Origin of the sequence: Pseudoduganella sp. SL102, from assembly GCF_027856995.1 — a bacterium.
Lineage (GTDB): Bacteria > Pseudomonadota > Gammaproteobacteria > Burkholderiales > Burkholderiaceae_D > Rugamonas > Rugamonas albidiflava.
The window spans coordinates 4,784,535-4,808,535 of the sequence record NZ_CP115554.1; the positions used below are offsets into that span (position 1 = coordinate 4,784,535).

The 24,001-nt window shown below is 67.4% G+C and carries 18 protein-coding genes; 12 read left to right on the forward strand and 6 right to left on the reverse strand.

Going from position 1 to position 24,001, the window contains the following annotated elements; translation table 11 throughout:
• Positions 1-11: 11 nt before the first annotated feature.
• On the reverse strand, positions 12-908 hold the full coding sequence (gene nhaR / locus OU994_RS20200; RefSeq protein WP_131145374.1) for a transcriptional activator NhaR: 897 nt from the start codon (positions 906-908) through the stop codon (positions 12-14).
• A gap of 150 nt (positions 909-1,058) precedes the next feature.
• On the opposite strand from nhaR, the gene OU994_RS20205 reads away from it, so the two are divergent.
• The 4 genes from OU994_RS20205 to OU994_RS20220 all read left to right on the forward strand — a co-directional run bounded on the left by OU994_RS20205 (position 1,059) and on the right by OU994_RS20220 (position 4,860).
• Positions 1,059-2,024, forward strand: coding sequence for a TerC family protein (locus tag OU994_RS20205; RefSeq protein WP_131145373.1), 966 nt, complete (start codon positions 1,059-1,061; stop codon positions 2,022-2,024).
• A gap of 78 nt (positions 2,025-2,102) precedes the next feature.
• Complete coding sequence (locus OU994_RS20210; RefSeq protein ID WP_281607395.1) at positions 2,103-2,507, forward strand: TerB family tellurite resistance protein; 405 nt, start codon at positions 2,103-2,105, stop codon at positions 2,505-2,507.
• A 324-nt stretch (positions 2,508-2,831) separates the two neighbouring features.
• Complete coding sequence (locus tag OU994_RS20215; RefSeq protein ID WP_281607396.1) at positions 2,832-4,163, forward strand: TrkH family potassium uptake protein; 1,332 nt, start codon at positions 2,832-2,834, stop codon at positions 4,161-4,163.
• The gene (locus OU994_RS20220; protein ID WP_131145371.1) at positions 4,153-4,860 is read left to right on the forward strand and encodes a TrkA family potassium uptake protein; all 708 of its coding nucleotides are present in this window, start codon (positions 4,153-4,155) and stop codon (positions 4,858-4,860) included. The genes OU994_RS20215 and OU994_RS20220 overlap by 11 nt, the downstream gene beginning before the upstream one ends.
• A gap of 28 nt (positions 4,861-4,888) precedes the next feature.
• Here OU994_RS20220 and OU994_RS20225 read toward each other — a convergent pair whose 3' ends face one another.
• Positions 4,889-5,659: a hypothetical protein gene (locus tag OU994_RS20225; RefSeq protein WP_281607397.1), complete on the reverse strand. Its 771-nt coding sequence runs from the start codon at positions 5,657-5,659 to the stop codon at positions 4,889-4,891.
• Positions 5,660-5,796: 137 nt separating this feature from the next.
• Here OU994_RS20225 and OU994_RS20230 point away from each other — a divergent pair, with 137 nt between their 5' ends.
• Positions 5,797-6,519 (forward strand): hypothetical protein, encoded by a 723-nt coding sequence (locus OU994_RS20230; protein WP_281607398.1) that lies wholly within the window; start codon positions 5,797-5,799, stop codon positions 6,517-6,519.
• A 23-nt stretch (positions 6,520-6,542) separates the two neighbouring features.
• Here the strand turns inward: OU994_RS20230 and OU994_RS20235 are convergent, their stop codons facing one another.
• Positions 6,543-7,910, reverse strand: a complete 1,368-nt coding sequence (locus tag OU994_RS20235) for an MBL fold metallo-hydrolase (protein ID WP_281607399.1) — start codon at positions 7,908-7,910, stop codon at positions 6,543-6,545.
• A 109-nt stretch (positions 7,911-8,019) separates the two neighbouring features.
• Between OU994_RS20235 and OU994_RS20240 the strand changes: the two genes are divergently transcribed.
• Positions 8,020-9,201 carry a pyridoxal phosphate-dependent aminotransferase gene (locus OU994_RS20240; RefSeq protein WP_281607400.1) on the forward strand — a complete coding sequence of 394 codons (1,182 nt, stop codon included), beginning with the start codon at positions 8,020-8,022 and terminating at the stop codon, positions 9,199-9,201.
• 189 nt (positions 9,202-9,390) lie between these two features.
• On the forward strand, positions 9,391-10,731 hold the full coding sequence (gene gudD / locus OU994_RS20245; RefSeq protein ID WP_131145366.1) for a glucarate dehydratase: 1,341 nt from the start codon (positions 9,391-9,393) through the stop codon (positions 10,729-10,731).
• Positions 10,732-10,740: 9 nt separating this feature from the next.
• Here gudD and OU994_RS20250 read toward each other — a convergent pair whose 3' ends face one another.
• On the reverse strand, positions 10,741-12,330 hold the full coding sequence (locus OU994_RS20250; protein WP_281607401.1) for a methyl-accepting chemotaxis protein: 1,590 nt from the start codon (positions 12,328-12,330) through the stop codon (positions 10,741-10,743).
• A 431-nt stretch (positions 12,331-12,761) separates the two neighbouring features.
• On the opposite strand from OU994_RS20250, the gene OU994_RS20255 reads away from it, so the two are divergent.
• The 4 genes from OU994_RS20255 to pulA all read left to right on the forward strand — a co-directional run bounded on the left by OU994_RS20255 (position 12,762) and on the right by pulA (position 19,687).
• On the forward strand, positions 12,762-13,805 hold the full coding sequence (locus OU994_RS20255) for a glycosyltransferase family 9 protein (protein WP_281607402.1): 1,044 nt from the start codon (positions 12,762-12,764) through the stop codon (positions 13,803-13,805).
• Positions 13,802-14,860, forward strand: a complete 1,059-nt coding sequence (locus tag OU994_RS20260) for a glycosyltransferase family 1 protein (RefSeq protein WP_281607403.1) — start codon at positions 13,802-13,804, stop codon at positions 14,858-14,860. The genes OU994_RS20255 and OU994_RS20260 overlap by 4 nt, the downstream gene beginning before the upstream one ends.
• Before the next feature lie 150 nt (positions 14,861-15,010).
• On the forward strand, positions 15,011-16,144 hold the full coding sequence (lldD, locus tag OU994_RS20265) for an FMN-dependent L-lactate dehydrogenase LldD (RefSeq protein WP_281607404.1): 1,134 nt from the start codon (positions 15,011-15,013) through the stop codon (positions 16,142-16,144).
• A gap of 429 nt (positions 16,145-16,573) precedes the next feature.
• Positions 16,574-19,687: a pullulanase-type alpha-1,6-glucosidase gene (gene pulA / locus OU994_RS20270; RefSeq protein WP_281607405.1), complete on the forward strand. Its 3,114-nt coding sequence runs from the start codon at positions 16,574-16,576 to the stop codon at positions 19,685-19,687.
• Between the two features lie 137 nt (positions 19,688-19,824).
• Here the strand turns inward: pulA and OU994_RS20275 are convergent, their stop codons facing one another.
• Positions 19,825-20,052 carry a hypothetical protein gene (locus tag OU994_RS20275; RefSeq protein WP_281607406.1) on the reverse strand — a complete coding sequence of 76 codons (228 nt, stop codon included), beginning with the start codon at positions 20,050-20,052 and terminating at the stop codon, positions 19,825-19,827.
• Between the two features lie 247 nt (positions 20,053-20,299).
• Here OU994_RS20275 and ppc point away from each other — a divergent pair, with 247 nt between their 5' ends.
• On the forward strand, positions 20,300-23,143 hold the full coding sequence (ppc, locus tag OU994_RS20280; protein WP_281607407.1) for a phosphoenolpyruvate carboxylase: 2,844 nt from the start codon (positions 20,300-20,302) through the stop codon (positions 23,141-23,143).
• Between the two features lie 45 nt (positions 23,144-23,188).
• Here the strand turns inward: ppc and OU994_RS20285 are convergent, their stop codons facing one another.
• The gene (locus OU994_RS20285; protein WP_281611671.1) at positions 23,189-23,944 is read right to left on the reverse strand and encodes a TonB-dependent receptor domain-containing protein; all 756 of its coding nucleotides are present in this window, start codon (positions 23,942-23,944) and stop codon (positions 23,189-23,191) included.
• Between the last annotated feature and the right edge of the window lie 57 nt (positions 23,945-24,001).

Sequence of the window (24,001 nt, forward strand, 5' to 3'; positions counted from 1 at the left end):
CAGCGGCCCCGCTAAGCCTTGAACAAATGCTTCCGCGCCTCCTGGCTGATCGCCACCGTGGCCGGATGGCTCAGCCGCCGTTCGGTGGTGATCGCGTACACCTGGTCGACGACATCGCCCGCCTCGCCGAACTGTTCGACCTGGTACTGCTTGCAGATGTAGTCCGCCAGCACGCCGGGCGCGAAGAACAGGCCGGCGCCGGCCTGGCCAAAGGTCTTCATCATCGCGCTGTCGTCGAATTCGCCAACGATGCGTGGCCGCACCCCATGCTCTTCCAGCCACTTCAACACGCGCGGGCGCGTGGCGAAATCCTCGCCCGGCAGCAGCATCGGCATCTTGTCCAGGCATTGCGGGAACGGCCCTTTCAGGCGCTCGCGCAATGCCGGCGCGCCGAAGATCTTCAGCACGCTCTCACCCAGCAAGTGGGAAAAACCGCGCACGGACAGGTGCTGGGGCATGGGCCGGTCGGCGATGATCAGGTCCAGCCGGTGCACGGCCAGCTCGCCCAGCAGCGTGGCCAGGCGCCCTTCCCGGCAGACCAGGCGCACCGGCTCGTCCAGCGCCAGCGCGGGTGTCAGTACCTGGCTGGCGACCATCTTCGACACCGAATCCGCGCAGCCGACCAGGAAGCGGGTGGCGTGCACCGACTCGTCGTGCAGCGCCTCGATGAGTTCATCGCCGGTGCGGAAAATCGTGTCGGCATAGCTCAGCACGCGAGTGCCCGCCTCCGTCAGCTCGAGTGTGCGGCCGGCGCGGCGGAACAGTTCGACGCCCAGCGTTTCGGCGAATTCCGTCAGCTGGCCGGAGATCGACTGCGGCGTCAGGTGCAGTTGCTCGGCGGCGCGGGCGATCGTGCCAGTGCGCGCCACCATCCAGAAATAGCGGAGATGCTTGTAATTGAGGCTCATGGTGAAAGGTCGGGCAGTCTGGCGCCGGAACGCTGACAAGAATGCAATTGCTCAGTTTTTTCGATGTATTCGCTTAGTATATTCGATTTGTCCTTTCAATCGAGCGACGTTATCCTGCCCCTGTTGATAATTCATAAGAAGGTGGTCGAAATGACTGGACTTGAGAATATCGCCACACCGGGGATGTGGGCCGGATTCGTGGCGTTCGTGCTGGTAATGCTGGCACTGGACCTGTTTGTCTTTGGCGGCAACAAGGCGCACAAGGTGAGCGTGAAAGAAGCGGCCGCGTGGTCGGGCGTGTGGGTCACGATGGCACTGCTGTTCAACGCCGGCCTGTGGTGGCACCTGAAGGGCACCGTGGGCGAAGTGGTCGCCGACCAGAAGGCGCTGGAATTCCTGTCCGGCTACCTGATCGAGAAGGCGCTGTCGGTCGACAACGTGTTCGTGTTCCTGCTGATCTTCGGTGCCTTCCAGGTGCCGCCGCAGTACCAGCGCCGCGTGCTGATCTATGGCGTGCTGGGCGCGATCGTGATGCGGGCCGTGATGATCCTGGCCGGTGCCTGGGTAGTAAAGGAATTCTCGTGGGTGCTGTACCTGTTCGGCGCGTTCCTGCTGTTCACGGGTATCAAGATGCTGATGGCTTCCGAGCAGGAGCCCGACGTGACGCAGAACCCGGTGCTGAAATTCGCCAAGAAGCACCTGCGCGTGGCCGAGGACGAGCATGGCGAGAAGTTCATGGTGCGCAGGAACGGCCTGCTGTACGTGACGCCGCTGTTCCTGGTGCTGATCCTGATCGAAGTGACCGACCTGATCTTCGCGGTGGATTCGATCCCGGCGATTTTCGCGATCACGACCGATCCGTTCATCGTGTTCACGTCGAACCTGTTTGCGATCCTGGGCTTGCGGGCGCTGTACTTCCTGCTGGCCGACATCGCCGACCGCTTCCACCTGCTCAAGTATGGCCTGGCGCTGGTGCTCGCGTTCATCGGTACCAAGATGCTGATCATGCCGTGGTACCACATGCCGGTGGAGGCTTCGCTGGTGGTGGTGGCCTTCCTGATCGGTGCCAGCGTGCTCGCCAGCCTGCTGCTGCCGCCGAAGAAGACCGGCAACTGATGCACATGTCCGGCGCGGCCCCGCGGGGCCGCCCGGCGAGAAATTGAATGACATCCGATAACGACAAAGGATAGAACGATGCGCAAGTATGAAACCAACAGCCCGCGGGCCCGTGCCCGCCTGCTGGCCCTGTCGATGGTGGTCGATGGCCACCTCGACCCGGCCGAGCTGCAGGTGCTGGAAGATTCGCCCGTCCTGCAGGACCTGGACATCGACTGGACGCTGTTCAGCGAAGTGCTGGACGAACTGTGCAGCGACATGCTGGGCGGCACCGTGCGCAACGGCGCGGTGGAGATCGGCCCGGCGCTGCTGGACAGCGTGCTGGCAGAAATCACCGAGCCCGCCCTGCAGCGCCAGCTGCTGGTGGCGATGCTCGATATCGTCGAAGCCGACGCGCGGCTGGCCCATGCCGAGCGCCTGCTGGTGACGCGTGCCGGCCAGTGCTGGATGCAGGATGCCCAGGCCGACCCGCTCCCGGCCTGACGGCCGCGCCGGCAAGTCTTCCGGTAAAAGGCACCAAACAAAAACGGTGACAGTCACCGCTTTTGAAGCGTTGCCCGAGATATAAAAGCGCCTGCATTCACCCCAACGAAAGCGCCTGCATTCACCCCAACAGCAAAGGGCTGGGGTCAGACCCGCCGGGTCTGACCCCGGAATTTGCACTTGGGGTGGGCTTATCCCGAAACAAATGGTGACTGTCACCGTTTTTGCCTGTACAGCTTGCTCGTGCCGGGCACCATGCGATTAGGCGGGACCGGCGGCTTCGTTTACCATGTCGGTCTTTGCCACCACGCCGGCGCCTGAATCTTGAAACAGACCGTCCTCCACCCCGCGCGCACCGTGATCCTGGGCTTTGCCCTGGCGATCGCGGTCGGCACCCTGCTGCTGATGCTGCCCATCGCGCGCGCCGCGGGCGTGCCGGCGCCGCCGATGGTGGCATTCTTCACGTCGGTGTCGGCCATTTGCGTGACGGGCCTGGTGCTGGTCGACACCGGTACCTACTGGTCGGTGTTCGGCCAGGTCACGATCATGGTGATGTTCCAGCTGGGCGGCTTCGGCATGATGACGGCGGCGACCCTGCTGGGCCTGATGGTGAACCGCTCGCCGCGGCTGCGCACGCGGCTGGTCACACAGACGGAGACGCGTTCGCTGTGGGTCGGCGATATTTCCAGCGTGGCCAAGCTGGTGCTGGGCGTGACGGCGCTGTCCCAGCTCGTCATCGGTACCTTGCTCACGCTGCGGCTGCGCATCGGCCACGACATGGCGTGGGGCGACGCCGCCTGGACGGGCTTCTTCCACGCCGTGTCGGCCTTCAACAATGCCGGCTTCTCGATCCACCCGGACGGCTTCATGCGCTACGCCAGCGACGCGCTGATCCTGCTGCCGGTGATGATCGCCGCCGTGGTCGGCGGCATCGGCTTCCCCATCCTGAACGACCTGCGCGACCGTTGCCGCGATCCGCGCCACTGGTCGCTGCACACCAAGCTGACGCTGGCCGGCACGCTGGTGCTGGTCGTTTCCGGCTTCTTTGCCATCCTGCTGTTCGAATGGGACAACGCGAAGACCTTCGGCCCGCTGTCCATCGCCGACAAGCTGCTGAACAGCCTGTTCATGTCGGCATCGGCGCGCACCGTGGGCTTCAACACGGTCGACATCGCCGCGCTGACACCGGAAACCTGGGCCCTGCACTACTTCCTGATGTTCGTCGGCGGCGGCAGCGCCGGCACCGCGGGCGGCGTGAAAGTGGGCACCGTGATGATCCTCGTGCTGCTCGTCATCGCCGAAGCCAAGGGCCATACCGACACCGAGGCCTTCGGCCGGCGCGTCGGCGCCTCGGCGCAGCGGCAGGCCATCACCGTGATGGTAGTGGGCAGCGTGATCGTGGCCGCGGGCACCATCGCGCTGCTGCGCATATCGCATTTCCCGACCGACCAGGTGATCTTCGAAGTGATCGCCGCCTTCGGCAGCGCCGGCCTGTCCACCGGCATCACGGACGACCTGCCGCCGGCCGGCCAGTTCGTGCTGGCCCTGCTGATGTTCTTCGGCCGGGTCGGCACCATTACCCTTGCGACCTCGCTGGTCATCGGCGAACGGCGCATGCCTTATCGTTATCCTGAGGAGCATCCAATTGTGGGGTAGGATTTTTACGGAGCAGTTCGCGTTTTCCGCCAGCGACAGCGTCATCGTCATCGGCCTGGGCCGGTTCGGCGGCGCCGTGGCGCAATCGCTGATGCACCTTGGCCACGACGTGATGGGCGTCGACAAGAAGGAAGAGCTGGTGCAGGTGTGGGGCGACCGCCTCACGCATGCCGTGCAGGCCGATTCCACCAACGAGAACGTGATGCTGCAGCTGGGCGTGGCGGACTTCTCGCACGCCATCGTGGCGATCGGCTCCGACCTGGCGGCCAGCCTGATGACCCTGATGGTGCTCACGGAACTGGGCATCAAGGATATCTGGGTCAAGGCGCTGACGCCCGAACACGGCCAGATCGCCACCCGCATCGGCGCCCATCACGTGGTGTATCCGGAGGCGGACATGGGCGCACGCGTCGCCCACCTGATCACGGGCCGCATGATGGACTTCATCGAATTCGAGGACGGCTTTGCGATCGCCAAGATCCATGCGCCGGCCGACACCCACCATGTCACGCTGGCCGAATCGCATGTGCGCACGCGCTATGGCGTGACGGTGGTCGGCGTGAAGCGCCAGAACGAAGACTTCCAGCACGCGCGGCCGGAAACGCGCATCCTGCCGGCCGACTTGCTGATCGTCTCCGGGCCCACCGGCAAGATCGAACAGTTCGCCGGCGGCGACAAGGCGAAAGGCCGAAAATAGGCACGCGGGCAGCCCGCGCCAGGGGAACCTAGCGCGGCGGCAGCAGGTGGCGGAAGGTGGGCTCGATATTCCTGGCGTGCAGCAGGCGCACGATGTCTTCCAGCGTGGCGTCCTTCAGCAGCAGCCCGGGCGGCACGGCCGGCACGGCCGGCACCGGTGCAGCCACGGCATCCGTCGCGGCCTGCGTCTCGGCTTCGGCCGTGCCGGCGCCGCGCGCCAGTACCGCCAGCGCATGCCGGAACTGTTCCTGGCTGATCGATTCCAGCCCCTGCAGGAACGCCGCCTGGGCTGCCGGCGGCGGCGGCATCTCCAGCGCCGGTTCGTCGGCGAACGATGCGCCCATGCCGGGGTGGATGAACGCGGCCCACTTGCCCGTGGCGCCGTTCAGGCAGGGCGGCAGCTCGACCAGCGCCAGCACGCCGTGCTGCGGCAGGGCCACGCCGGGGCAGTAGGCGGCCACCACCTGCCCGAGGAATTCCTGCGCGATGGCGGCCGGCACCGGTTCCTGGAACGACAGCCAGAGCCGGAACCCGGCAGCGCCGGAGATGCTCACGGCCGGTGCCGGCAATCCCAGTTCGCCCTGCAGCGCGTTGGCCGCCTCGCAAAGGCGTTCCCACGGGTCGGCGCCGTTGGCCTGGGGCTGGCGGTCGAACGGGATGACGATGGCGCGCACCGCGCCGCCGTGCGCGAGATCGAAGGCGCGCGTCATGCGCCCGTCGAGATGCTGTTCGAGCCCCTCCGGCACGGGTGCGCCGGCGGGCAGGTACAGGCGGAGCAATTGCGAAATGAGTTCGTGCATAGTGTTCCTCGGTTTGCTGTCGGCCGGCAGCCGGCCACGGTAGTTCCTGCAACCGCCATTATCGCCGGAACAGCCCGTGGCGGCCGGGTCCGTGCACTACAATGGCGGTCTCCCGCCACGATCCGTCCGAAAGATCCATGAGTACCACCGACCTGCCCTTCCGCGCCACCACAGACGAAGCCTGCGCCTGGCTGGCGCTGCAGACCGCATCCCCCTGGACGCTGGCCCGCCTGCTCGAGCATGGCCTCACGCCCTATGTCTGGCTGGACTACGATCCGGCCTACCCGGAACTGTTCGGCGACGCGAACGGCGGCTATGCGGCGCCGATCTTCTTCGAAGGCGACATCGCGCGGCTGGCGGCCGGCAGCGACGACGTGCTGATGACGATGACGAAGGATGCGTACAAGATCGTCGCGCGGCTTCCCGAACCGGGTTTCCGGCGGCCGCTCGACCAGCTGCGCTTCCAGAAGAAAGACCTGGAACGGCTTGCCGGCAAGCTGAAACACGAGGCGGAGGCGGCGGTAGAGTCGCCCGCCCGCCCGGCGCCGGCGGCCAGCGAATCGCAGTACGGCATCGGCAAGGCGGAAGTGCTGGCGGCGTTCGCGCGGCTGGTGCGGCTCGACCTGGACAAGGCGCTCGACGAGGCGATCGGCATCTTTGGCGACGACGGCGCGCGCGTCAAGGCCAGCGCGAAGAAATCGAAGCGCAACGCCGTGTGGAATCCGGTCACGCTGGCGCTGGGGTTGCACGACGTATACCGCGTGCCGCTCGGCCCCCTGAAACGGGCCTTTGCATCGCATGACTTCCTGCATGCCTGGCAGGACGACTGGGAGCAGTCGCTGTATTTACTGGGTAAGTAGCCCGCGCCGGGCAAGCAAGCCCTTCAGGCCGGGCGTGCCAGCAGCCGGCGCAGCTGCGCGGCCTGGTAAGCCCCGAAGGTATCGCTGAACAGGCAGCGGATCAGCGGATCGTCGACCACGTCGGCGCCGGCGAGGGCGCGTTCGGTGCCGGCATCGAAGGCGGCTTCGCCCACGGGATCGTTGATGCGCAAATACACCGAGGTCAGCGCCTCGCCTTCTTCCAGCGCGGCCCACAGCCTGGCGGCCGGGATTTCCGTGAGCCAGCCGGGCGCCGCGGCGCTGTCGTCCAGCACGGCCGGGCCGCCCGGTGGCAGGCGGTAGCGGAAATGCGTGGCCACGCCCGCGTGATCGTAGATCGACAGCTGCCAGGTGCGGGGCTCGTCGAAGTATTCCGACGCGGCTTCCACCGCCCCGTACTTCGCTGGCAGTCCGGTGCGGCAGTAATCGGTCACGCGGGCCAGCTGCGCCTCTGTCAGGGGGCCGAACTGCCGGGCGATCTCGCTGGTGTGCGGCGCGGCGGCGTTGCCTTCGTACGTGTAATCGACATCCTGCGGGCCGACGGGAAGCACCCAGCCGAGGGGCGGCGCCGGCCGCAGCGACACGGCGTCCAGCGTCACCGACACGGATGGATCGAGACGCATCACCGTGGCCGTGGGCAGCGCCCGCGTCACTTCCGCCGCGAAGAGGGCATACGAGATCGGGAAGAACGCGCGGTTGTACCAGGACCAGGGTTCCTGCCGGAACTGGCAGGAACTGGGCACGACATAACGGGGCGCCAGCGCCTGCAACTGGGCGATCCATTCTTCCGGCAGCTCGGGCGGCGCGGCCGTGAAGCGCGACGGAGCCAGCACCTCGAGTTCGCGCATGGTCTGGAAGGGCCACAGCACCATGTCCCATGGGCCCTGCTCGACCAGCTGGGCAAGCGTGCCGTCGTCGATCCATGAATCGACGACGTTGAGCACGTTCATGCCGGCCGCCCGCACCTGGAACATCGAGTCCACGTCCGCATCCATCGCTTCGCGCGGCGTGACCTGGAACGCGCCGATCTCGACGGGTTCATTCAGCCGCAACTGCGTGACTTGCGTAAAACCCAGCTGCCGCACCATGTCGAACAGCTCGCCGAACAGGCAATACAGGTACAGCGGGGTGGCGCGGTCGAGCAGGTCCAGGCTGTCCAGCGAGCAGTGGTCATCGTGGAAGTGCGAAATGAAGACGGCGTCGAAGCGCTCGCGGCGGATCTGGTCGACGTCGAAGCGCACGTCCGGAAAGGCGTGGCAGTTGCGGCTGAACGGATTCTCGAAGACCGGATCGAACGCGATGCGCGTGCCGCCGCACGCGAACACATAGCCGGCGTGCAGGATGCGGGAAATGGTGAGGGCGGGCTGGGTCATCTGTCGGGCTGCGGGCGCTATAAAGCCGCCAGTGTACCCGCCGGCTTCATTATCATGGCCAACCCCGCTACACTGGCGGGTTCCGAACCGCAACGCATGCCTCCACACCATGAAGATTTCACAACGCGCCAAAGCCATCGACCCATTCTTCGCCATGGAATTCGGCAAGCGCGCCGCCGCGCTGGGCGAGCTGGGACATGACGTGATCCGCCTCAGCCTGGGCGAACCCGATTTCGGCGCGCCGCCCGCCGTGCTGGCAGCAGCGGCCGAGGCGGCGCGGGCCGGCGCCCTGCCCTACACGGCGGCCCTCGGCATGCCCGCGCTGCGCCAGGCCCTGGCCGGCTTCTACCTGCGCGAGCACGGCGTATCGATCGCGCCGGAACGCATCATCGTCACGGCCGGCGCCTCGGCCGCGCTGCTGCTGGTCACGGCCGCGCTGGTCGATCCGGGCGACGAAGTCATCGTGGGCGACCCGTCCTACCCGTGCAACCGCCAGTTCCTCGGCAGCTTCGGCGCCGATGTCCGGCTGGTGGCCACCGGCCCGGCATCGCGCTTCCAGCTGGACGCCGCCAGCGTGCAGGCCAACTGGAGCGAGCGCACCCGCGGCGTGATGGTGGCGACGCCATCGAACCCCACCGGCACCTCGGTCCCGCCGGACGAGCTGGCCGCGATCTGCGACTGGGCGCGCCGCCACGACGCCTGGCGCATCGTCGACGAGATCTACCTGAACCTGGGCGACCGGGATGGCGCGGGCCGGCCGCCGCAAACCGTGCTGGCGTTCGACGACGACGCCATCGTCATCAACAGTTTTTCCAAGTACTTCGGCATGACGGGCTGGCGGCTCGGCTGGTGCGTGGTGCCCGAAGCGCTGGTGCCGACGATGGAGCGGCTGGCGCAGAACTACTACATCTGCCCGTCGACGATCGCCCAGCAGGCGGCGCTGGCCTGCTTCACGGACGAGTCGCTGGCCGTGTGCGAGGAGCGGCGGCTGGAATTCGGCCGGCGCCGCAAGCTGGTGCTGGAAGGCCTGGCCGGCATCGGCCTGCCCGTGCCCGTGCCGCCGGACGGCGCGTTCTACGTGTACTTCGACGTCAGCGGCACGGGGCTCACGTCGTGGCAGTTCTGCGAGCGGGTGCTTCAGGAAGCCCATGTCGCCCTCACGCCCGGCAAGGATTTCGGGCAGTGCGGTGCCGATGCCTACGTGCGGCTGTCGTATGCGGCCAGCGCCGCGCACTTGGCCGAAGCACTCCGGCGGCTGGGCGAGTTCATGGCGCGCCTTCGCTCGACGTGACATAACGCGGCCATTGATACGGCGCGATCGGTTCACTATGAGTGATTGATTCAATTGGTGATCGATTCAATTAGTGACTCGGTGGAATCAGCAATTGGTTTGTTCTTGAATTGATCAGCCTTTAAGATCGCTTCAAGCAAAGCCGGGAAAGACCGTCCCGGCAAGTTCCACCACTCACTGGATATCACCATGACCACCACCGTTTCCGGCGCTCCCACCGTCACCGACATGCGCGTCGTGCCCGTCGCGGGCCAGGACAGCATGCTGCTCAACCTCTCCGGCGCGCACGGCGCCTGGTTCACGCGCAATATCGTGATCCTGACCGACAGCGCCGGCAATACCGGCCTCGGCGAAGTGCCGGGCGGCGAGAAGATCCGGCAGACGCTGGAAGATGCCCGCCAGCTTGTCGTCGGCAAGAGCCTGGGCGAGTACAACAACATCCTGAACGCCATGCGCACCACGTTCGCGGAACGCGACGCGGGCGGGCGCGGCCAGCAGACCTTCGACCTGCGCATCACGATCCACGCCGTGACGGCCATGGAGTCGGCGCTGCTCGACCTGCTGGGCCAGTTCATGAACGTGCCGGTGGCCGACCTGCTGGGCGAGGGCCGCCAGCGCGACAAGGTGGAAATGCTGGGCTACCTGTTCTACGTGGGCGACCGCAACAAGACCAACCTCGACTACCGCGCCGAGCCGGATGCGGGCGACGCCTGGTTCCGCCTGCGCAACGAGGAAGCGCTGACGCCGGAAAGCATCGTGCGCCTGGCCGAAGCCACCCGCGAGCGCTACGGCTTCAATGACTTCAAGCTCAAGGGCGGCGTGCTGAGCGCCGATGCTGAAATGGAAGCGATCGTCGCGCTGCACGAACGCTTCCCGCAGGCGCGCGTGACGCTCGATCCGAACGGCGCCTGGTCGCTGAAGGAAGCGGTGCGCGTGTGCCGCGACAAGCACGGCATCCTGGCCTACGCGGAAGACCCGTGCGGCGCCGAGAACGGTTTTTCCGGCCGCGAGGTGATGGCCGAATTCCGCCGCGCCACCGGCCTGCCGACCGCCACCAACATGATCGCCACCGACTGGCGCCAGATGGCGCATTCGATCCAGCTGCAATCGGTCGACATCCCGCTGGCCGATCCGCACTTCTGGACCATGCAGGGTTCGGTGCGCGTGGCCCAGCTGTGCCAGATGTTCGGCCTGACGTGGGGCTCGCACTCGAACAACCACTTCGACATCTCGCTGGCGATGTTTACCCACGTGGGGGCCGCCGCGCCGGGCAAGGTGACGGCGATCGACACGCACTGGATCTGGCAGGATGGTCAGCGCCTGACGAAGGAACCGCTGAAGATCGAGGGCGGCTTCATCGGCATCCCGCAAAAGCCGGGCCTGGGCATCGAGCTCGACGAGGCGGAACTGGAAAAAGCGCACCAGGCCTACAAGAACATGGGCCTGGGCGCGCGCGACGACGCCGCGGCCATGCAGTTCCTCGTGCCGAACTGGCGGTTCGACAACAAGAAGCCCTGCCTGGTGCGCTGACCGGTCGCGTCACCGCAAGGCCGGCAACGACTTGCCGGCCGGTGCCGTCACGGCCGCGACCCGGAACTGCTGCATCAAGGTACTGAGCACCTGGGCCTGCTGCCGCAGCGATGCCGACGCCGCGGCCACCTGCTCGACCAGCGCCGCATTGTTCTGCGTATCGCGTTCGAGGCCGGCCACCGCTTCGTTCATCTGTGCGATGCCATCCGTCTGGGCAAGCGAGGCGTCGCCGATGCGTGCCATCAGCGCGCTCACGCCGCCCACCCGGTCCAGCATGCCGCCCATGGTGGCTTGCGCGCCGGCGGCCAGGTGGGTGCCCTGCCCGATGGTCGCCACCGATTCGCCGATCAGCGCCTTGATCTCGCGCGCCGCGGTGGCCGAACGCTGGGCCAGCGCCCGCACTTCGCCCGCCACCACCGCAAAGCCGCGGCCCTGTTCGCCGGCGCGGGCCGCCTCGACGGCCGCGTTCAGCGCCAGGATATTGGTCTGGAAGGCGATGCCGTCGATCACGGCGATGATGTCGACGATCCTGGCCGCCGAGCGGCTGATGCCTTCCATCGTGGTGCTCACCTGCGCGATGGCGCTGCCGCCCTGCCCCGCCACGTCCGCCGCGCCCTGCGCCAGGCGGGCGGCATCGATGGCCTGGCTGCCGTTGACGCGCACGGTCGTGGCCAGCTGGTCCAGCGCGGCCGCCGTTTCCTCCAGCGTGGCGGCCTGGCGTTCGGTGCGGCGCGATAAATCCAGGTTGCCATGCGCGACTTCCACCGAGGCCGCATCGATGGCCGCCGCCGCATCGCGCACGCCGCCTACCGTCAGCGCCAGGCGGCGCGCCATCTCGTTCAGCGCATCGAGCAGCTGGCCCACCTCGTCGTGGCGGCCATGGCGCAGCGTGCCCGTCAGGTCGCCTTCGGCGGTGCGCTCGGCAAACGCGACGGCATCGCGCAGCGGCCGCACGATGCTGCGCGTGAGCAGCAGCGCCAGCACGGCGCCGGCCACCAGCGCGGCCAGCCCGAGGCCGCCCAGCAGCACGCGCATCGCCGCCAGCGTGGCATGCGAATCGTCCGACACCTGGCGCGCCGCGCGGGCCTGGTGCGCCAGCAGCGCGTCGAGCGCGCCCATGTAGCCGGCCAGGCGCGGTTCGAAGTCCGAAGCGATCAATGCGTCGACCTGCTGGGTGCGGCCCATTTCCTTCTGGTTGAAGATCTCGTCGCGCGCGGCGCGGAAACGCTGCTGTTGGCGGTGCACCGCGGCGATCAGCGCCAGTTCGCCGGCATCGCCCCGCAAGGCCGCCAGCTGCCGCTCCAGCCGCTGCGTGACTTTCTCGCCGGCCGCCAGTTGCGCCATGAAGGCGTCGCCCACTTCCAGGCTGTCGCTGCGCGCGATCGACAGCGCACGCAGCGCGTTGAGCTGCTCGCTGGCGCGCAGTTCGATGGCCAGGCGCTGCCGCGCCAGCTTGTCGTCGACCAGCAGGTCGGCATTGCCGGCCACTTTCTGCAGCGACCAGAGGGAAGCGAGGGTCACCATCGCCAGCATGGCGAGGATGGCGGCGAAGGCGGCAACGACGCGGGAGCCGGTGTGGCGGCGAAAGATGTTCAGCATGGCTTGGGTCGGCTGGAAAAACGGACACGGGGCCGGCAACGGCGTACACACGCGGCCGGCGGCTTTCGGACGGCGCCCATTGTAGGAAGCGGGTATGACGCCAATGTGACATATAGCAACATTTCATACTCATTGGCATTTCCGACGGCCGCGCCGCCATGGCCGGTAATGCGCCTGACATAATCGATGCGTAGGCTGTCGAATACATCGTGCACGCCGATGGTGCAATGTCGCGCCTGTACCGGAACGCATGGCGGGTCAAAGGCGGTAATGCGGTGTAAAGATGCCGATTCATCGAGAACAGAATGGCGCAATGCCGTTACAATACGCGTTCGCCATCCGTAAAATACGCGCCTGCGCCCCGCCGCATTGCACAGGTCCATTACGCCGTTCAATTGCTGGCAGAATAAAGAGAGACCAGAAGTCCGGTAATGCCTTCCGAATCATCACGCATCCTCATTTGCCGCACCGATAATATCGGTGACGTCGTGCTCACCCTGCCGCTGGCCGGGTTTCTCAAGCAGCATATTCCCGGTGTCGAAGTCGACATGCTGTGCCGCGCCTATGCCGCGCCGGTGGCACGCTGCAGCGCCTTCATCGACCAGGCACTTGCCCTGGAAGAGCTGGACATCGAGCGCTTCTTCCAGGAGCACGAGTACGACACCGTCATCTTCGCGTTTCCGCACCGGGCCCTGGCCGCCGCGGCGCGCCGTGCCGGGGTGCCGAACCGCGTGGGCAGCAGCCACCGGCTGCACCACTGGTGGAACTGCAACCGGCTGGCGCACTTCACCCGGGCACGTTCGCGCCTGCACGAGGCCCAGCTCAACTTCGCGTTGCTGAAACCGCTCGGCATGGACCACCTGCCGCCCCTGCCGGAAATCGTGCCGCTGTATGGCTTGCGGGCGCCGCATGGGCCGGACATCGCTGAACTGTTCCGCCCGGCGCCTTTCAACCTGGTGCTGCATCCGAAGTCGAACGGCAATGGCCGCGAGTGGCCGCTGGCGCGCTACACCGAGCTGGCGGCCAGGCTGGCCAGCGATCCGGGCATCGCGATCTGGATCACCGGCAGCCGTGCCGAGGGCGAACTGCTGGCGCGCGAAGCGCCGGCCCTGCTGGCTAGCCCGAACGTGCGCAGCCTGTGCGGGCGCTACGACCTGGGCGGGCTGGTGGCACTCATCGGCATGGCGGACGGGCTGATCGCCAGCGGCACCGGGCCGCTGCACATTTCGGCAGCGCTGGGCCGCAATACGCTGGGCCTGTTCCCGCCGGTGCAGCCGATCGACATCGCCCGCTGGGGCGCACTGGGCGCGAACGCCACGTCGCTGTGCGGTGCCCGGCAATGCGACACCTGCACCGGCGCGCAGGCCTGCACCTGCATGGCCGCCATCAGCGCGGCGCAGGTGGCGGACGTGGTGCTGCAATGGCGCGACGGGTCCGCGGCACGCCACGCCGACCGCTTCGCCGAGGAGCCATGACGCCGCGGCTCCTGATCACCCTCGACTCCATGCGCCACGAGAATACCGGCCTGCATACCTTCGGCCGGAGCCTGGGGCGCGAACTCGTCAGGCAAGGCGCCGGCGCGTTCGGCATGAGTGCCTACACCTATCCGCCGCAGCGCGGGGTGCTGGGCGAGCAGGCATCCTATGTGCCGCACCACAGGTACCACCGCTGGTATTTCCCGCGCGGCGGGGAGTTCGATATAGTGCACTTCGCGGACCAGTATTGCCGCTTCGGCCCCGCGCGCGTGCGCGCCAGGACGGTGATGACCGTGCATGACCTGAACCAGGTGCATGAACATCCGGCGGGCAGCCGCAAGCTGGCGCGATACCTGCGCCGCATGGCGCGCAAGATCGCCGGGGTCGACCGGGTGGTGGCGATCTCGGAGTTCGTCAAGGCCGACATCCTCCGCTGGTTCCCCGAAGCGGACGGGAAGATCTCGGTGATCCACAACGGCGCCGATGCCAGCCGCGCCCCGGATGGGCACCAGCCGCGTTTCAAGCCGCCCGGCCGCTTCCTGTTTACCGTCGGGATGGTGTGCCCGAAGAAGAATTTCCACGTGCTGGTTCCCCTGCTGCGCGGCACCGGCTACACGCTGGTCGTCGCCGGCGTCGTCAAGGAAGGCTACCGGCAGAAGATCCTGGACGAGGCGGCGCGCTTCGGCGTGGCCGGCCAGGTGGCCATCACCGGCCCGGTGAGCCAGTACGACAAGGACTGGTACTACGCGCACTGCGAGGCCTTCCTGTTCCCGTCGCTGGCCGAGGGCTTCGGCCTGCCGGCGCTGGAAGCGATGCACCACGGCCGGCCGGTGTTCCTGTCGCGCCTGACCAGCCTGCCGGAAGTGGGCGGCGAGGCCGCCTGCTACTTCGATCACTTCGACCCGGACCACATGCGCGAAGTCTTCACCGCCGGCATGGCCCGCTTTGCCGACGGCGATGGCGCCCAGCGTGCCCGCGCGCACGCTGCCCGGTTTACGTGGGAAAGAGCGGCGCGCGCCTACCTCGACCTGTACCGGCAATGCCTGGCGGCCTGAATCGCCGCCCCGCCAGATGCGTTCTCTCATCATATTGACTACACGGACGCGCGTGCGGCACTAAAATCGATCGTTTCGTGACAATTCCTGCTTGCCGGGCGACCGGCGCTACCGCATGCATGCCATGGGGATCAACCCACTACCGACCACATGATCATTTCTTCCGCGACCGATTTCCGCGCAGCTGCACGCCGCAGGCTGCCGCCCTTCCTGTTCCACTATCTCGATGGCGGCGCCGGTGCCGAGCAGACGATGGACGCCAACATCGCCGACCTGCAGCGCGTCAAGCTGCGCCAGCGCGTGCTGAAAGGCTCGGAGCAGCTCGACCTGTCGACGGAATGGTTCGGCACCCGCCACGAGCTGCCGATCGCGCTGGCGCCGGTGGGGCTGACCGGCATGTATGCCCGCCGCGGCGAAGTGCAGGCGGTGCGCGCGGCCTGCAAGCGCGGCATCCCCTTCATCCAGTCGACGGTGTCGGTCTGTCCGCTGGCGGAAGTGGCCGCCGCGGCGGACAAGCCGATCTGGTTCCAGCTGTACGTGCTGAAGGATCGCAGCTTCATGCGCGACGTGCTGCAGCGCGCCAGGGCGCTGGGCGCGACCACGCTGGTGTTCACCGTCGACATGCCGGTGCCGGGCGCGCGCTACCGCGATGCGCACAGCGGCATGAGCGGACCGAACGGGCCGCTGCGGCGCATGCTGCAAGCCATCGCGCACCCGCGCTGGGCCTGGGATGTCGGCCTGTTCGGGCGCCCGCACGACCTGGGCAACATCTCGGCCTACCGCGGCCATGCGACCGGCCTGGCCGACTACATCGGCTGGCTCGGCGCGAACTTCGATCCGGCGATCGGCTGGCAGGACCTGCAGTGGATCCGCGATGAATGGCAGGGTCCGATGATCATCAAGGGCATCCTGGAAGCGGACGATGCGCGCGATGCGGTGGCGTTCGGTGCCGACGGCATCGTCGTGTCGAACCATGGCGGGCGCCAGCTCGACGGCGCCCTGTCGACCGCCAGCGCGCTGCCGGCGATCGCCGAGGCGGTCAAGGGCAAGACCACCATCTTCGCGGACGGCGGCGCGCGCACCGGCACCGACGTGTTCCGGCTGCTCGCCCTGGGCGCCGACGGCGTGCTGCTGGGCCGCGCCTTCGTGTACGCGCTCGCCGCACAGGGCGAGGCCGGCGTCGCCAGGCTGCTGGCCATCCTCGAAAAGGATATCCGGACCAACATGGTGCTCACCGGCGTGAAATCCGTGCGCGAGATCGGCCCGCACCTGCTGGCGCGCTAACCCAGCTCCCCCGTCCTCGCATCTTGCCAAAAATCGGGGACAGTCCCCATTTTTGGGCAATGCTCCCTGAAACCGGGGTCTGCCCCCGGTTCTCGGCAACAGCGTTGTTTTACGACCAGCCCAGCAATGCGGCTCGCTGCGTAAGTCCCTGATTTCACTCATGTTGCCAAAATTCGGGGACTGTCCCCGAATTTTGGAAATATTTCGCTCCCTCAACTTTTCTACGTGTGTCGTGCTGCTCCGCGTCGGCACCGCCGCGCCTGTCGAGTGCCTGTAGTGAAAATAAAACAACAGGACTCACCGGGCGCATCGCGGCATGCAATCTCAGTAGTATTATTACAGGGACCTGGCTAGACGGGTGGCGGCTGCCGCCTGCGCCTCGTGCCTTCGATAACAACGACAGGGAGACACATGAACATCGGAAGTAGTTTGATTTCACACTGGCGCATTGCCATCGTCGCGGCCAGCGTGCTGGCGGGTTGCGGCGGCGATGCGACGGACGGCCAGCAGAGCGCCGCCACGCCGCAGCGCCAGGCCAGCGCGGTAAAGGCCGCCAGTGCCGCCACGCCCGTGGCAGCGGGCACCATCCGCATGCATTTCCACCGCATCCAGGGCGACGAAGCCCAGTGGGGCGTGTATTCGTGGGATGGCCCGCTTCACCCGAGCCCGGCCTGGATCACAGGCCGCTTCATGTTCGCCAGCCGCGACGCGTTCGGCGGCTATGTCGACATCCCGCTGGCGGCGGGCAAGACCGCCATCCAGTTCCTCGTCACGGACGGCAACGGCACCAAGAACTGTTCCGCCGACCAGCAGGCTCCCCTGCGCCCCGACGTGATGACCGCCGGCCAGGAAGTGTGGATGCTGGAAGGCGACTGCACCGTGCATGACAGCCAGCCGGCCCTCAGCTTCGGCAACCTGGGCAGCGCCAAGGCGCATTGGCTGTCCGCCACCACGCTGGCCTGGCCCGGCGCGCCGGCCAACGCCACCTATAAACTGTTCTACGCGACCCATGGCGGCCTGGCGCCCACGCCCGACGCGACGACCGGCCTGGCCGGCGCCGAAGGCAGCCTGCCACTGCAGCCGGCCGCCCTGCCGGACGCCATCCGGCAGAAGTTCCCGCACCTGGCCGGCGCCACCGGCCTGCGCCTGGCCGCGGCCGATGCCACCGCCACCAACCTGGCACGCCTCGCCAGCGCCCAGTTCGCCATCGCGCAGTTCGGCGCGGATGGCGCGCTGGTGCAGGTCACCTCGCTGCAGCAGGCCGGCATGCTCGACGACGTGTTCGCCGCACGCGCCAGCGATGCGCAGCTGGGCGTGACGTTCGACCGCCAGGGCGTGCCCACCTTCCGCGTGTGGGCGCCGACCGCGAAGGCCGTGCAACTGGACGTCTATGCCAGCGCCACCGCCTCCAGCGCGAGCTCGGTGCCGATGACGCGCGATGCCGCCAGCGGCGTCTGGTCGTACACCGCACCGAATGCCTCGTGGACGAACACCGCCTATTACACCTACACGGTGCAGGTGCTGTCCCGCTGGGCCAACAACACGCTGGTGACGAACACGGTGACCGATCCGTATTCGCTGAGCGTGTCCGCCAACAGCAAGCGAAGCTTCGTCGCCAACCTCGACAGCCCGCGCCTGAAGCCGGCCGGCTGGGACCACCAGCCCATCCCGAAGCTGGCCGCCGCCACCGACATCGCGCTGTACGAGTTGCACATCCGCGACTTTTCCGCGTCGGACGATACGGTGCCGGCCGCGCACCGCGGCAAGTACCTGGCCTTCACGGACACGGAAGCGGCGCCGATGCGCCACCTGAAGTCGCTGCAGAAGGCCGGCATGACCCACGTGCACCTGCTGCCCAGCTACGACTTCTCGAGTGTCGACGAAACCGCGTGCGTGACGCCGGCCATCCCCGGCGCGGCCGCCGACTCGACCGCGCAGCAGGCCGCCGTGGCCGCCACGCGCGACACCGACTGCTTCAACTGGGGCTACGACCCGGTGCACTACAACACGCCGGAAGGCAGCTACGCCACCAATGCCGCCGACGGCGCGGTGCGCGTGCGCGAGTTCCGCGCGATGGTGCAGGCCCTGCACGAAGCCGGCCTGCGCGTGACGCTGGACGTGGTGTACAACCATACCAGCCAGTCGCAGCAGGGTCCCCTGTCGGTGCTGGACCGCATCGTGCCCGCCTACTACTACCGCCTGGGCGCCGAGGGCAATATCCTGAACGACAGCTGCTGTGCCGACACGGCGCAGGAAAACGCCATGATGGCCAAGCTGATGATCGACTCGGTGGCGCTGTGGACGAAGCAGTACAAGATCGACAGCTTCCGCTTCGACATCATGGGCTTCACGCCGCTGGAGCTGATGAAGCGCCTGCAGGTGGCCGCCGACAGCGCCGCGGGCCGTCCGATCTACCTGTATGGCGAAGCCTGGAACTTCGGCGCGGTCGGCAACGACGCCCGCTTCGTGCAGGCGCGCCAGGCCAATATGTTCGGCACCGGCATCGGCTCGTTCAATGACCGCATCCGCGACACGGTGCGCGGCGGCGGCTGCTGCGACACCGGCGCGGCGCTGGTCGACCAGCAGGGCTTCATCAACGGCGCCGGCCTCGACCCCAATGCCCAGTCGACGCAGACGCGCGACGATACGCTGCGCCTGGCGGACCTGGTGCGCGTGGCACTTTCCGGCACGCTGCGCGACTACCGCTTCGTCGACCGCTTCGGCAACCTGCGCAGCAACGCCGAGATCGACTACTTCGGCCAGCGGGCGGGCTTCGCCGGCAGTCCGGCCGAGACCATCAACTATGTCGAGGCGCACGACAACCAGACCCTGTTCGACGTCAACGCGCTGAAACTGCCGCAGGCCACCCGGCCGGCCGACCGCGTGCGCGTGCAGACGCTGGGGGCGGCCATCAACATCCTGGCGCAGGGCGTGCCGTTCATCCATGCCGGACAGGAAATCCTGCGTTCGAAGTCGCTCGACCGCGACAGCTACAACGCGGGCGACTGGTTCAACCGCCTCGACTACAGCTATGCGTCGAACAATTTCGGCGTGGGCTTGCCGCTGGCGGAAAAGAACGAGGAAAGCTGGCCGCTGATGGCGCCGGTGCTGGCCAATCCGCTCATCAAGCCGGATACACAGGCGATCCTGGCGGCGAAAGGCGGCTTCGAGGAATTGCTGGCGATCCGCCAGAGCAGCACGCTGTTCCGGCTGCGCACGGCCCAGGATGTGATCGACCGCCTGAAGTTCCACAACACGGGTCCCGCACAGGTGCCGGGCGTGGTGGCGATGAGCATCTCGGGTGCCGAGCCGAGGCCGTATCCGGGCGCGAAATACAAGCGGGTCGTCGTGCTGTTCAACGTGGACAAGGTGGCCAATACCGTCACCATTCCGGAACTGCAGGGCCGCAAGCTGAAACTGCACGATGTGCAGCGCTTCGGCAGCGACGCGGTCGTCAGGGCTTCGGCCTACGACGCGGGCGCGGGCAGCTTCACGATCCCGGCGCGTACCACGGCGGTGTTCGTGCAGCACGCCAGCGACTGACCGTGACCGGGCGCGCCGCACAGCGCGCCCATTGCCGGCGCCGGGGCCCGCAGGGCCAACCGCGCGCCGGCGCCGCCCGGCCCATTCCAGGCGCCTCAGTCCAGCCGCCTCAGTCCAGCCGCCTCAGTCCAGCCGCCTCAGTCCAGCCGTTTCAACCGCTGGCCGTGGATGCCCCACCGGCAATCGGTGCCATCCACGTTGCCGCACAAGGCCCAGCCGGTGCCGATCTTCGCCACGGTGACCTCCGTGCCGAGTTCGGCCGCCAGCTTCGCGGCCCAGCCCGCGGCGGCCCCCTGCCCCTTGAACAGTTCCTTCCCGTCGTAGAGGACGGTGGCATCGAATACAGGCATGGCGAATACAGTCATTGCAATCTCGGTCAACAGGGAAAAGGACATCCTACCATTCACGCCCGCGAGCTGCGAAGCAATGCCGCGGGCCGCCGGAGCCTGGTCGAACGTACAAGTTTTCGGCGCGGCACGTCAAGTATTTTTGAAAGTAGTCTGACTACATGTAGTAATTTTACGAAAATAAGCCTATTTCGCTGAAACTTGCTACAATCATCAGCGCCCCCACCGGGCCATGACATTCCCATAACTCTTCACATCGAACGATATGCAAAATCGCGCCCTCAACGCCACCGCCGACCATGCCTCGCCCTTTTCTCCCACAGCGCCCGACCAGGCCAAGGATGCGCCGCTGAAGGAAGACATCCGCCTGCTCGGCCGCCTGCTCGGCAACGTGATCCGCGAACAGGAAGGCGACGCGGTGTTCGATGTCGTGGAGGCGATCCGGCAGAGCGCCGTGCGTTTCCGCCGCGAAGACGACCGTGCCGCCGGCGCCGAACTGTCGGCCCTGCTGGCCAACCTGGCGCCGGAGCAGACCAATGCCGTGGTGCGCGCGTTTTCCTACTTCTCGCACCTGGCCAATATCGCCGAGGACCGCCACCACATCCGCCGCCGCCGCGCCCACCTGCTGGGCGGCTCGGCACCGCAGCCGTCGTCGGTGGCGTTTTCGGTGGCCCGGCTGAAGGATGCCGGCGTCGGCCGCGACGCGATCGCCGCGTTCCTGCGCGAAGCCCTGATCTCCCCGGTGCTGACGGCGCACCCCACGGAAGCGCAGCGCAAGAGCATCCTCGATGCCGGGCTGGCGATCGCCCGGCTGCTGGCCGAGCGCGACCTGCCGCTGACCCCGCGCGAGCGCGAACGCAACGTGCAGCTGCTGCAGGCGCGCATCGCCACGCTGTGGCAGACCCGCATGCTGCGCTATGAAAAGCTGACGGTGGCCGATGAAATCGACAATGCGCTGTCCTACTACCGCACCACCTTCCTGCGCGAACTGCCCGCCGTGTATGACGACGTGGAACGGGAAATCGCCCACGGCTTCGGCGGCGGCGCGCTGGACCTGGACGACGCCGACTACCTGCAGATGGGCAGCTGGATCGGCGGCGACCGCGACGGCAATCCGAACGTCAACGCGGCCACCATGCGCCACGCGCTGCTGCGCCAGTCGGCCACCATCCTCGAGTTCTACCTCGATGAAGTGCATGCGCTGGGCGCCGAGCTGTCCACCTCGACCCTGCTGGTGCCCGCCAGCGAGGCGCTGCTCGCGCTGACCCGGCAATCCCCGGACGACTCGCCGCACCGCAACGACGAACCGTATCGCCGCGCGCTGATCGGCATCCATGCGCGGCTGGCCGCCACGGCGCGCGAACTGGGCGCGGCGGCGATCCTGCGCAAGGAGCCCGGCGCCAGCGCGCCCTACCGCGACGCGGAGGAACTGCACGGCGACCTGTCGGTCCTGGCCGCGTCGCTGGCCGCCAACAACGGGGCCATCCTGGCCGAGCCGCGCCTGAACGGCCTGCTGCGCGCGGTGCGGATCTTCGGCTTCCACCTCGCCTCGCTGGACATGCGCCAGGGTTCGGACGTCCATGAAGCGGTACTGGCCGAGCTGTTCGCCCGTGGCGGCGTGGAGCCGGATTACGCGGCGCTCGGCGAGGACGCCAAGGTGGCGCTGCTGCTGGGCGAACTGGCCAGGCCGCGGCTGCTGTTCTCGCCGTTCCTGGACTATTCCGACACCACCGCTTCCGAGCTGGAAGTGTTCCGCACGGCGCGCGAACTGCAGCGGCGCCACGGCCAGCGGGCCATCCGCCACTACATCATTTCGCACACCGAGACGGTGTCCGACCTGCTTGAAGTGCTGGTGCTGCAAAAGGAAACCGGCCTGCTGCATCCGGACGGCATGCGCGGTTCCGTCATGGTGGTGCCGCTGTTCGAGACCATCCCCGACCTGCAGCGCGCCGCCGCCATCATGGCGCAGTGGATGGCGTTGCCGCCGGTGGCGCAGCTGGTCGCGCACCAGGGCCGCCTGCAGGAAGTCATGCTGGGCTATTCGGACTCCAACAAGGATGGCGGCTTCCTCACCTCGAACTGGGAGCTGTACCAGGCCGAGCTGGAACTGGTGGACGTGTTCGCCGCCGCCGGCGTGCGGCTGCGCCTGTTCCATGGCCGCGGCGGCACCGTCGGCCGCGGCGGCGGCCCCAGCTACGAAGCGATCCTGGCCCAGCCGCCGGGCACCGTGAATGGCCAGATCCGCCTCACCGAGCAGGGCGAAATCATTTCGTCGAAATTCTCGAACGCCGAGATCGGCCGCCGCAACCTGGAACTGCTGGTCGCGGCCACGCTGGAAGCGGGCCTGCTGCCGGGTGGCGCTTGCGCCGGCCCGCAACAGGCGCCGCGTCTCGCCCTGTTCGAGGAGGTGATGGCCGAACTGTCGCAACGGGCGTATCACGCCTACCGGGGCCTGGTGTATGAAACGCCCGGCTTCACCGACTACTTCTTCGCTTCGACGCCGATCGCCGAGATCGCCGAACTGAACCTGGGATCGCGCCCGGCGTCGCGCAAGTCGACGCGGCGCATCGAAGACCTGCGCGCCATTCCGTGGGGCTTCTCGTGGGGCCAGTGCCGCGTGCTGCTGCCCGGCTGGTACGGCTTCGGCAGCGCGGTGTCCGGATGGCTCGGCGAAGACCAGGACGGCGAACGCCTGGCCACCCTGCAGGAAATGGCCCGGCACTGGCCGTTCTTCGCCACGCTGCTGTCGAACATGGACATGGTGCTGGCCAAGACCGACCTGGCGATCGCTTCGCGCTATGCGGCCCTGGTGCCGGACGAAGCGCTGCGCCAGCGGATCTTCGACCGCATCGCCGCCGAGCACGCGGCCACGGTGCACTGCCTGGAGCGCATTACCGGCAACGCTGAACGGCTGGTGCACAACCCGGCCCTGGCGCGCTCGATCACGAACCGCTTCCCGTACCTCGATCCGCTGAACCACCTGCAGGTGGAACTGATCGGGCGCCACCGTGCCCACCCGGCCGCGCCGGAAGACCGGCACAACCGGGTGCACCGCGGCATCCACCTGTCCATCAACGGCGTGGCGGCGGGCCTGCGCAACACGGGCTGATGTTTTAGCCGACGTCTGGGCTCAGGACCTGCCCGGGGTCCGGGCTCAGAACGTCATGCGCACGCCGGCGCGGTAGGTGCGCCCGACCGCGTCGTAGATCGCCGGGTTGAGCGCCAGGCTCAGGTTCGTCTGCGGCACCAGCACGGGGTCGCGGTCGGCCAGGTTGTCGACCTTGAAGTAGGCGGCTACCCCCTTCGAGAAGTTCCAGGTGCCGCCCAGGTCGATATAGACCGCGCCCGGCATGTGGTTGTCGTAGATGGTCGGGTGCGCCGCGGTGGGCAGCGGGCAGTTGGTCTGGCACTCGATGTACTCGTTGTTGAACACGCCGGAACTGATCCACCGCTCGGTCAGCGTCAGCCCGGCCTTCCCGCCCAGCAGGCCGTCCCACGACTGCGACAGCATGGCTTTCCATTTCGGCGTGGCCCCGGTCATGTTGCCGGCGCCTTCGCTCGGCGTCGTGCCCGGCACGCCGGGATCGGAGATCGCGTGGATGGTGCGCGTCGCCAGGCCGCGCAGCGTCACGCTGCCGGGCAGGCCGTAGTCGGCCATGTTGACGCGCCAGGCACCCTCGATATCGACGCCGCGCGTATGCAGCGAGGCGAAGTTGAAGCTCTGCGCCAGCACATAGTTGGTGCCGGCCGGGCCGTCGATCGATACGGCGGCGCACACCTCCTGGTTGCCGCCGTAGCACAGGTCCACTTCCTGCTGCGGATTGAGCGAGCTGATGACGTTCTTCACCTTGATGTCGAAATAGTCGACCGACGTTGCGCTGCTGGATCTGGATCGACGAGCCCTGCGCATTGTTGACCGCCTGGTTGGTGACCGTCATCGCGGCATACAGCTCGGAGAGGTTGGGCG

Excerpts from the sequence above, each read along its gene's own strand:
- nhaR (WP_131145374.1), bottom strand. The coding sequence starts at position 908 with ATGAGCCTCAATTACAAGCATCTCCGCTATTTCTGGATGGTGGCGCGC.
- OU994_RS20205 (WP_131145373.1), top strand. The coding sequence starts at position 1,059 with ATGACTGGACTTGAGAATATCGCCACACCGGGGATGTGGGCCGGATTC.
- OU994_RS20210 (WP_281607395.1), top strand. The coding sequence starts at position 2,103 with ATGCGCAAGTATGAAACCAACAGCCCGCGGGCCCGTGCCCGCCTGCTG.
- OU994_RS20225 (WP_281607397.1), bottom strand. The coding sequence starts at position 5,659 with ATGCACGAACTCATTTCGCAATTGCTCCGCCTGTACCTGCCCGCCGGC.
- OU994_RS20230 (WP_281607398.1), top strand. The coding sequence starts at position 5,797 with ATGAGTACCACCGACCTGCCCTTCCGCGCCACCACAGACGAAGCCTGC.
- OU994_RS20235 (WP_281607399.1), bottom strand. The coding sequence starts at position 7,910 with ATGACCCAGCCCGCCCTCACCATTTCCCGCATCCTGCACGCCGGCTAT.
- OU994_RS20240 (WP_281607400.1), top strand. The coding sequence starts at position 8,020 with ATGAAGATTTCACAACGCGCCAAAGCCATCGACCCATTCTTCGCCATG.
- gudD (WP_131145366.1), top strand. The coding sequence starts at position 9,391 with ATGACCACCACCGTTTCCGGCGCTCCCACCGTCACCGACATGCGCGTC.
- OU994_RS20250 (WP_281607401.1), bottom strand. The coding sequence starts at position 12,330 with ATGCTGAACATCTTTCGCCGCCACACCGGCTCCCGCGTCGTTGCCGCC.
- OU994_RS20255 (WP_281607402.1), top strand. The coding sequence starts at position 12,762 with ATGCCTTCCGAATCATCACGCATCCTCATTTGCCGCACCGATAATATC.
- OU994_RS20260 (WP_281607403.1), top strand. The coding sequence starts at position 13,802 with ATGACGCCGCGGCTCCTGATCACCCTCGACTCCATGCGCCACGAGAAT.
- lldD (WP_281607404.1), top strand. The coding sequence starts at position 15,011 with ATGATCATTTCTTCCGCGACCGATTTCCGCGCAGCTGCACGCCGCAGG.
- OU994_RS20275 (WP_281607406.1), bottom strand. The coding sequence starts at position 20,052 with ATGACTGTATTCGCCATGCCTGTATTCGATGCCACCGTCCTCTACGAC.
- ppc (WP_281607407.1), top strand. The coding sequence starts at position 20,300 with ATGCAAAATCGCGCCCTCAACGCCACCGCCGACCATGCCTCGCCCTTT.
- OU994_RS20285 (WP_281611671.1), bottom strand. The coding sequence starts at position 23,944 with ATGCGCAGGGCTCGTCGATCCAGATCCAGCAGCGCAACGTCGGTCGAC.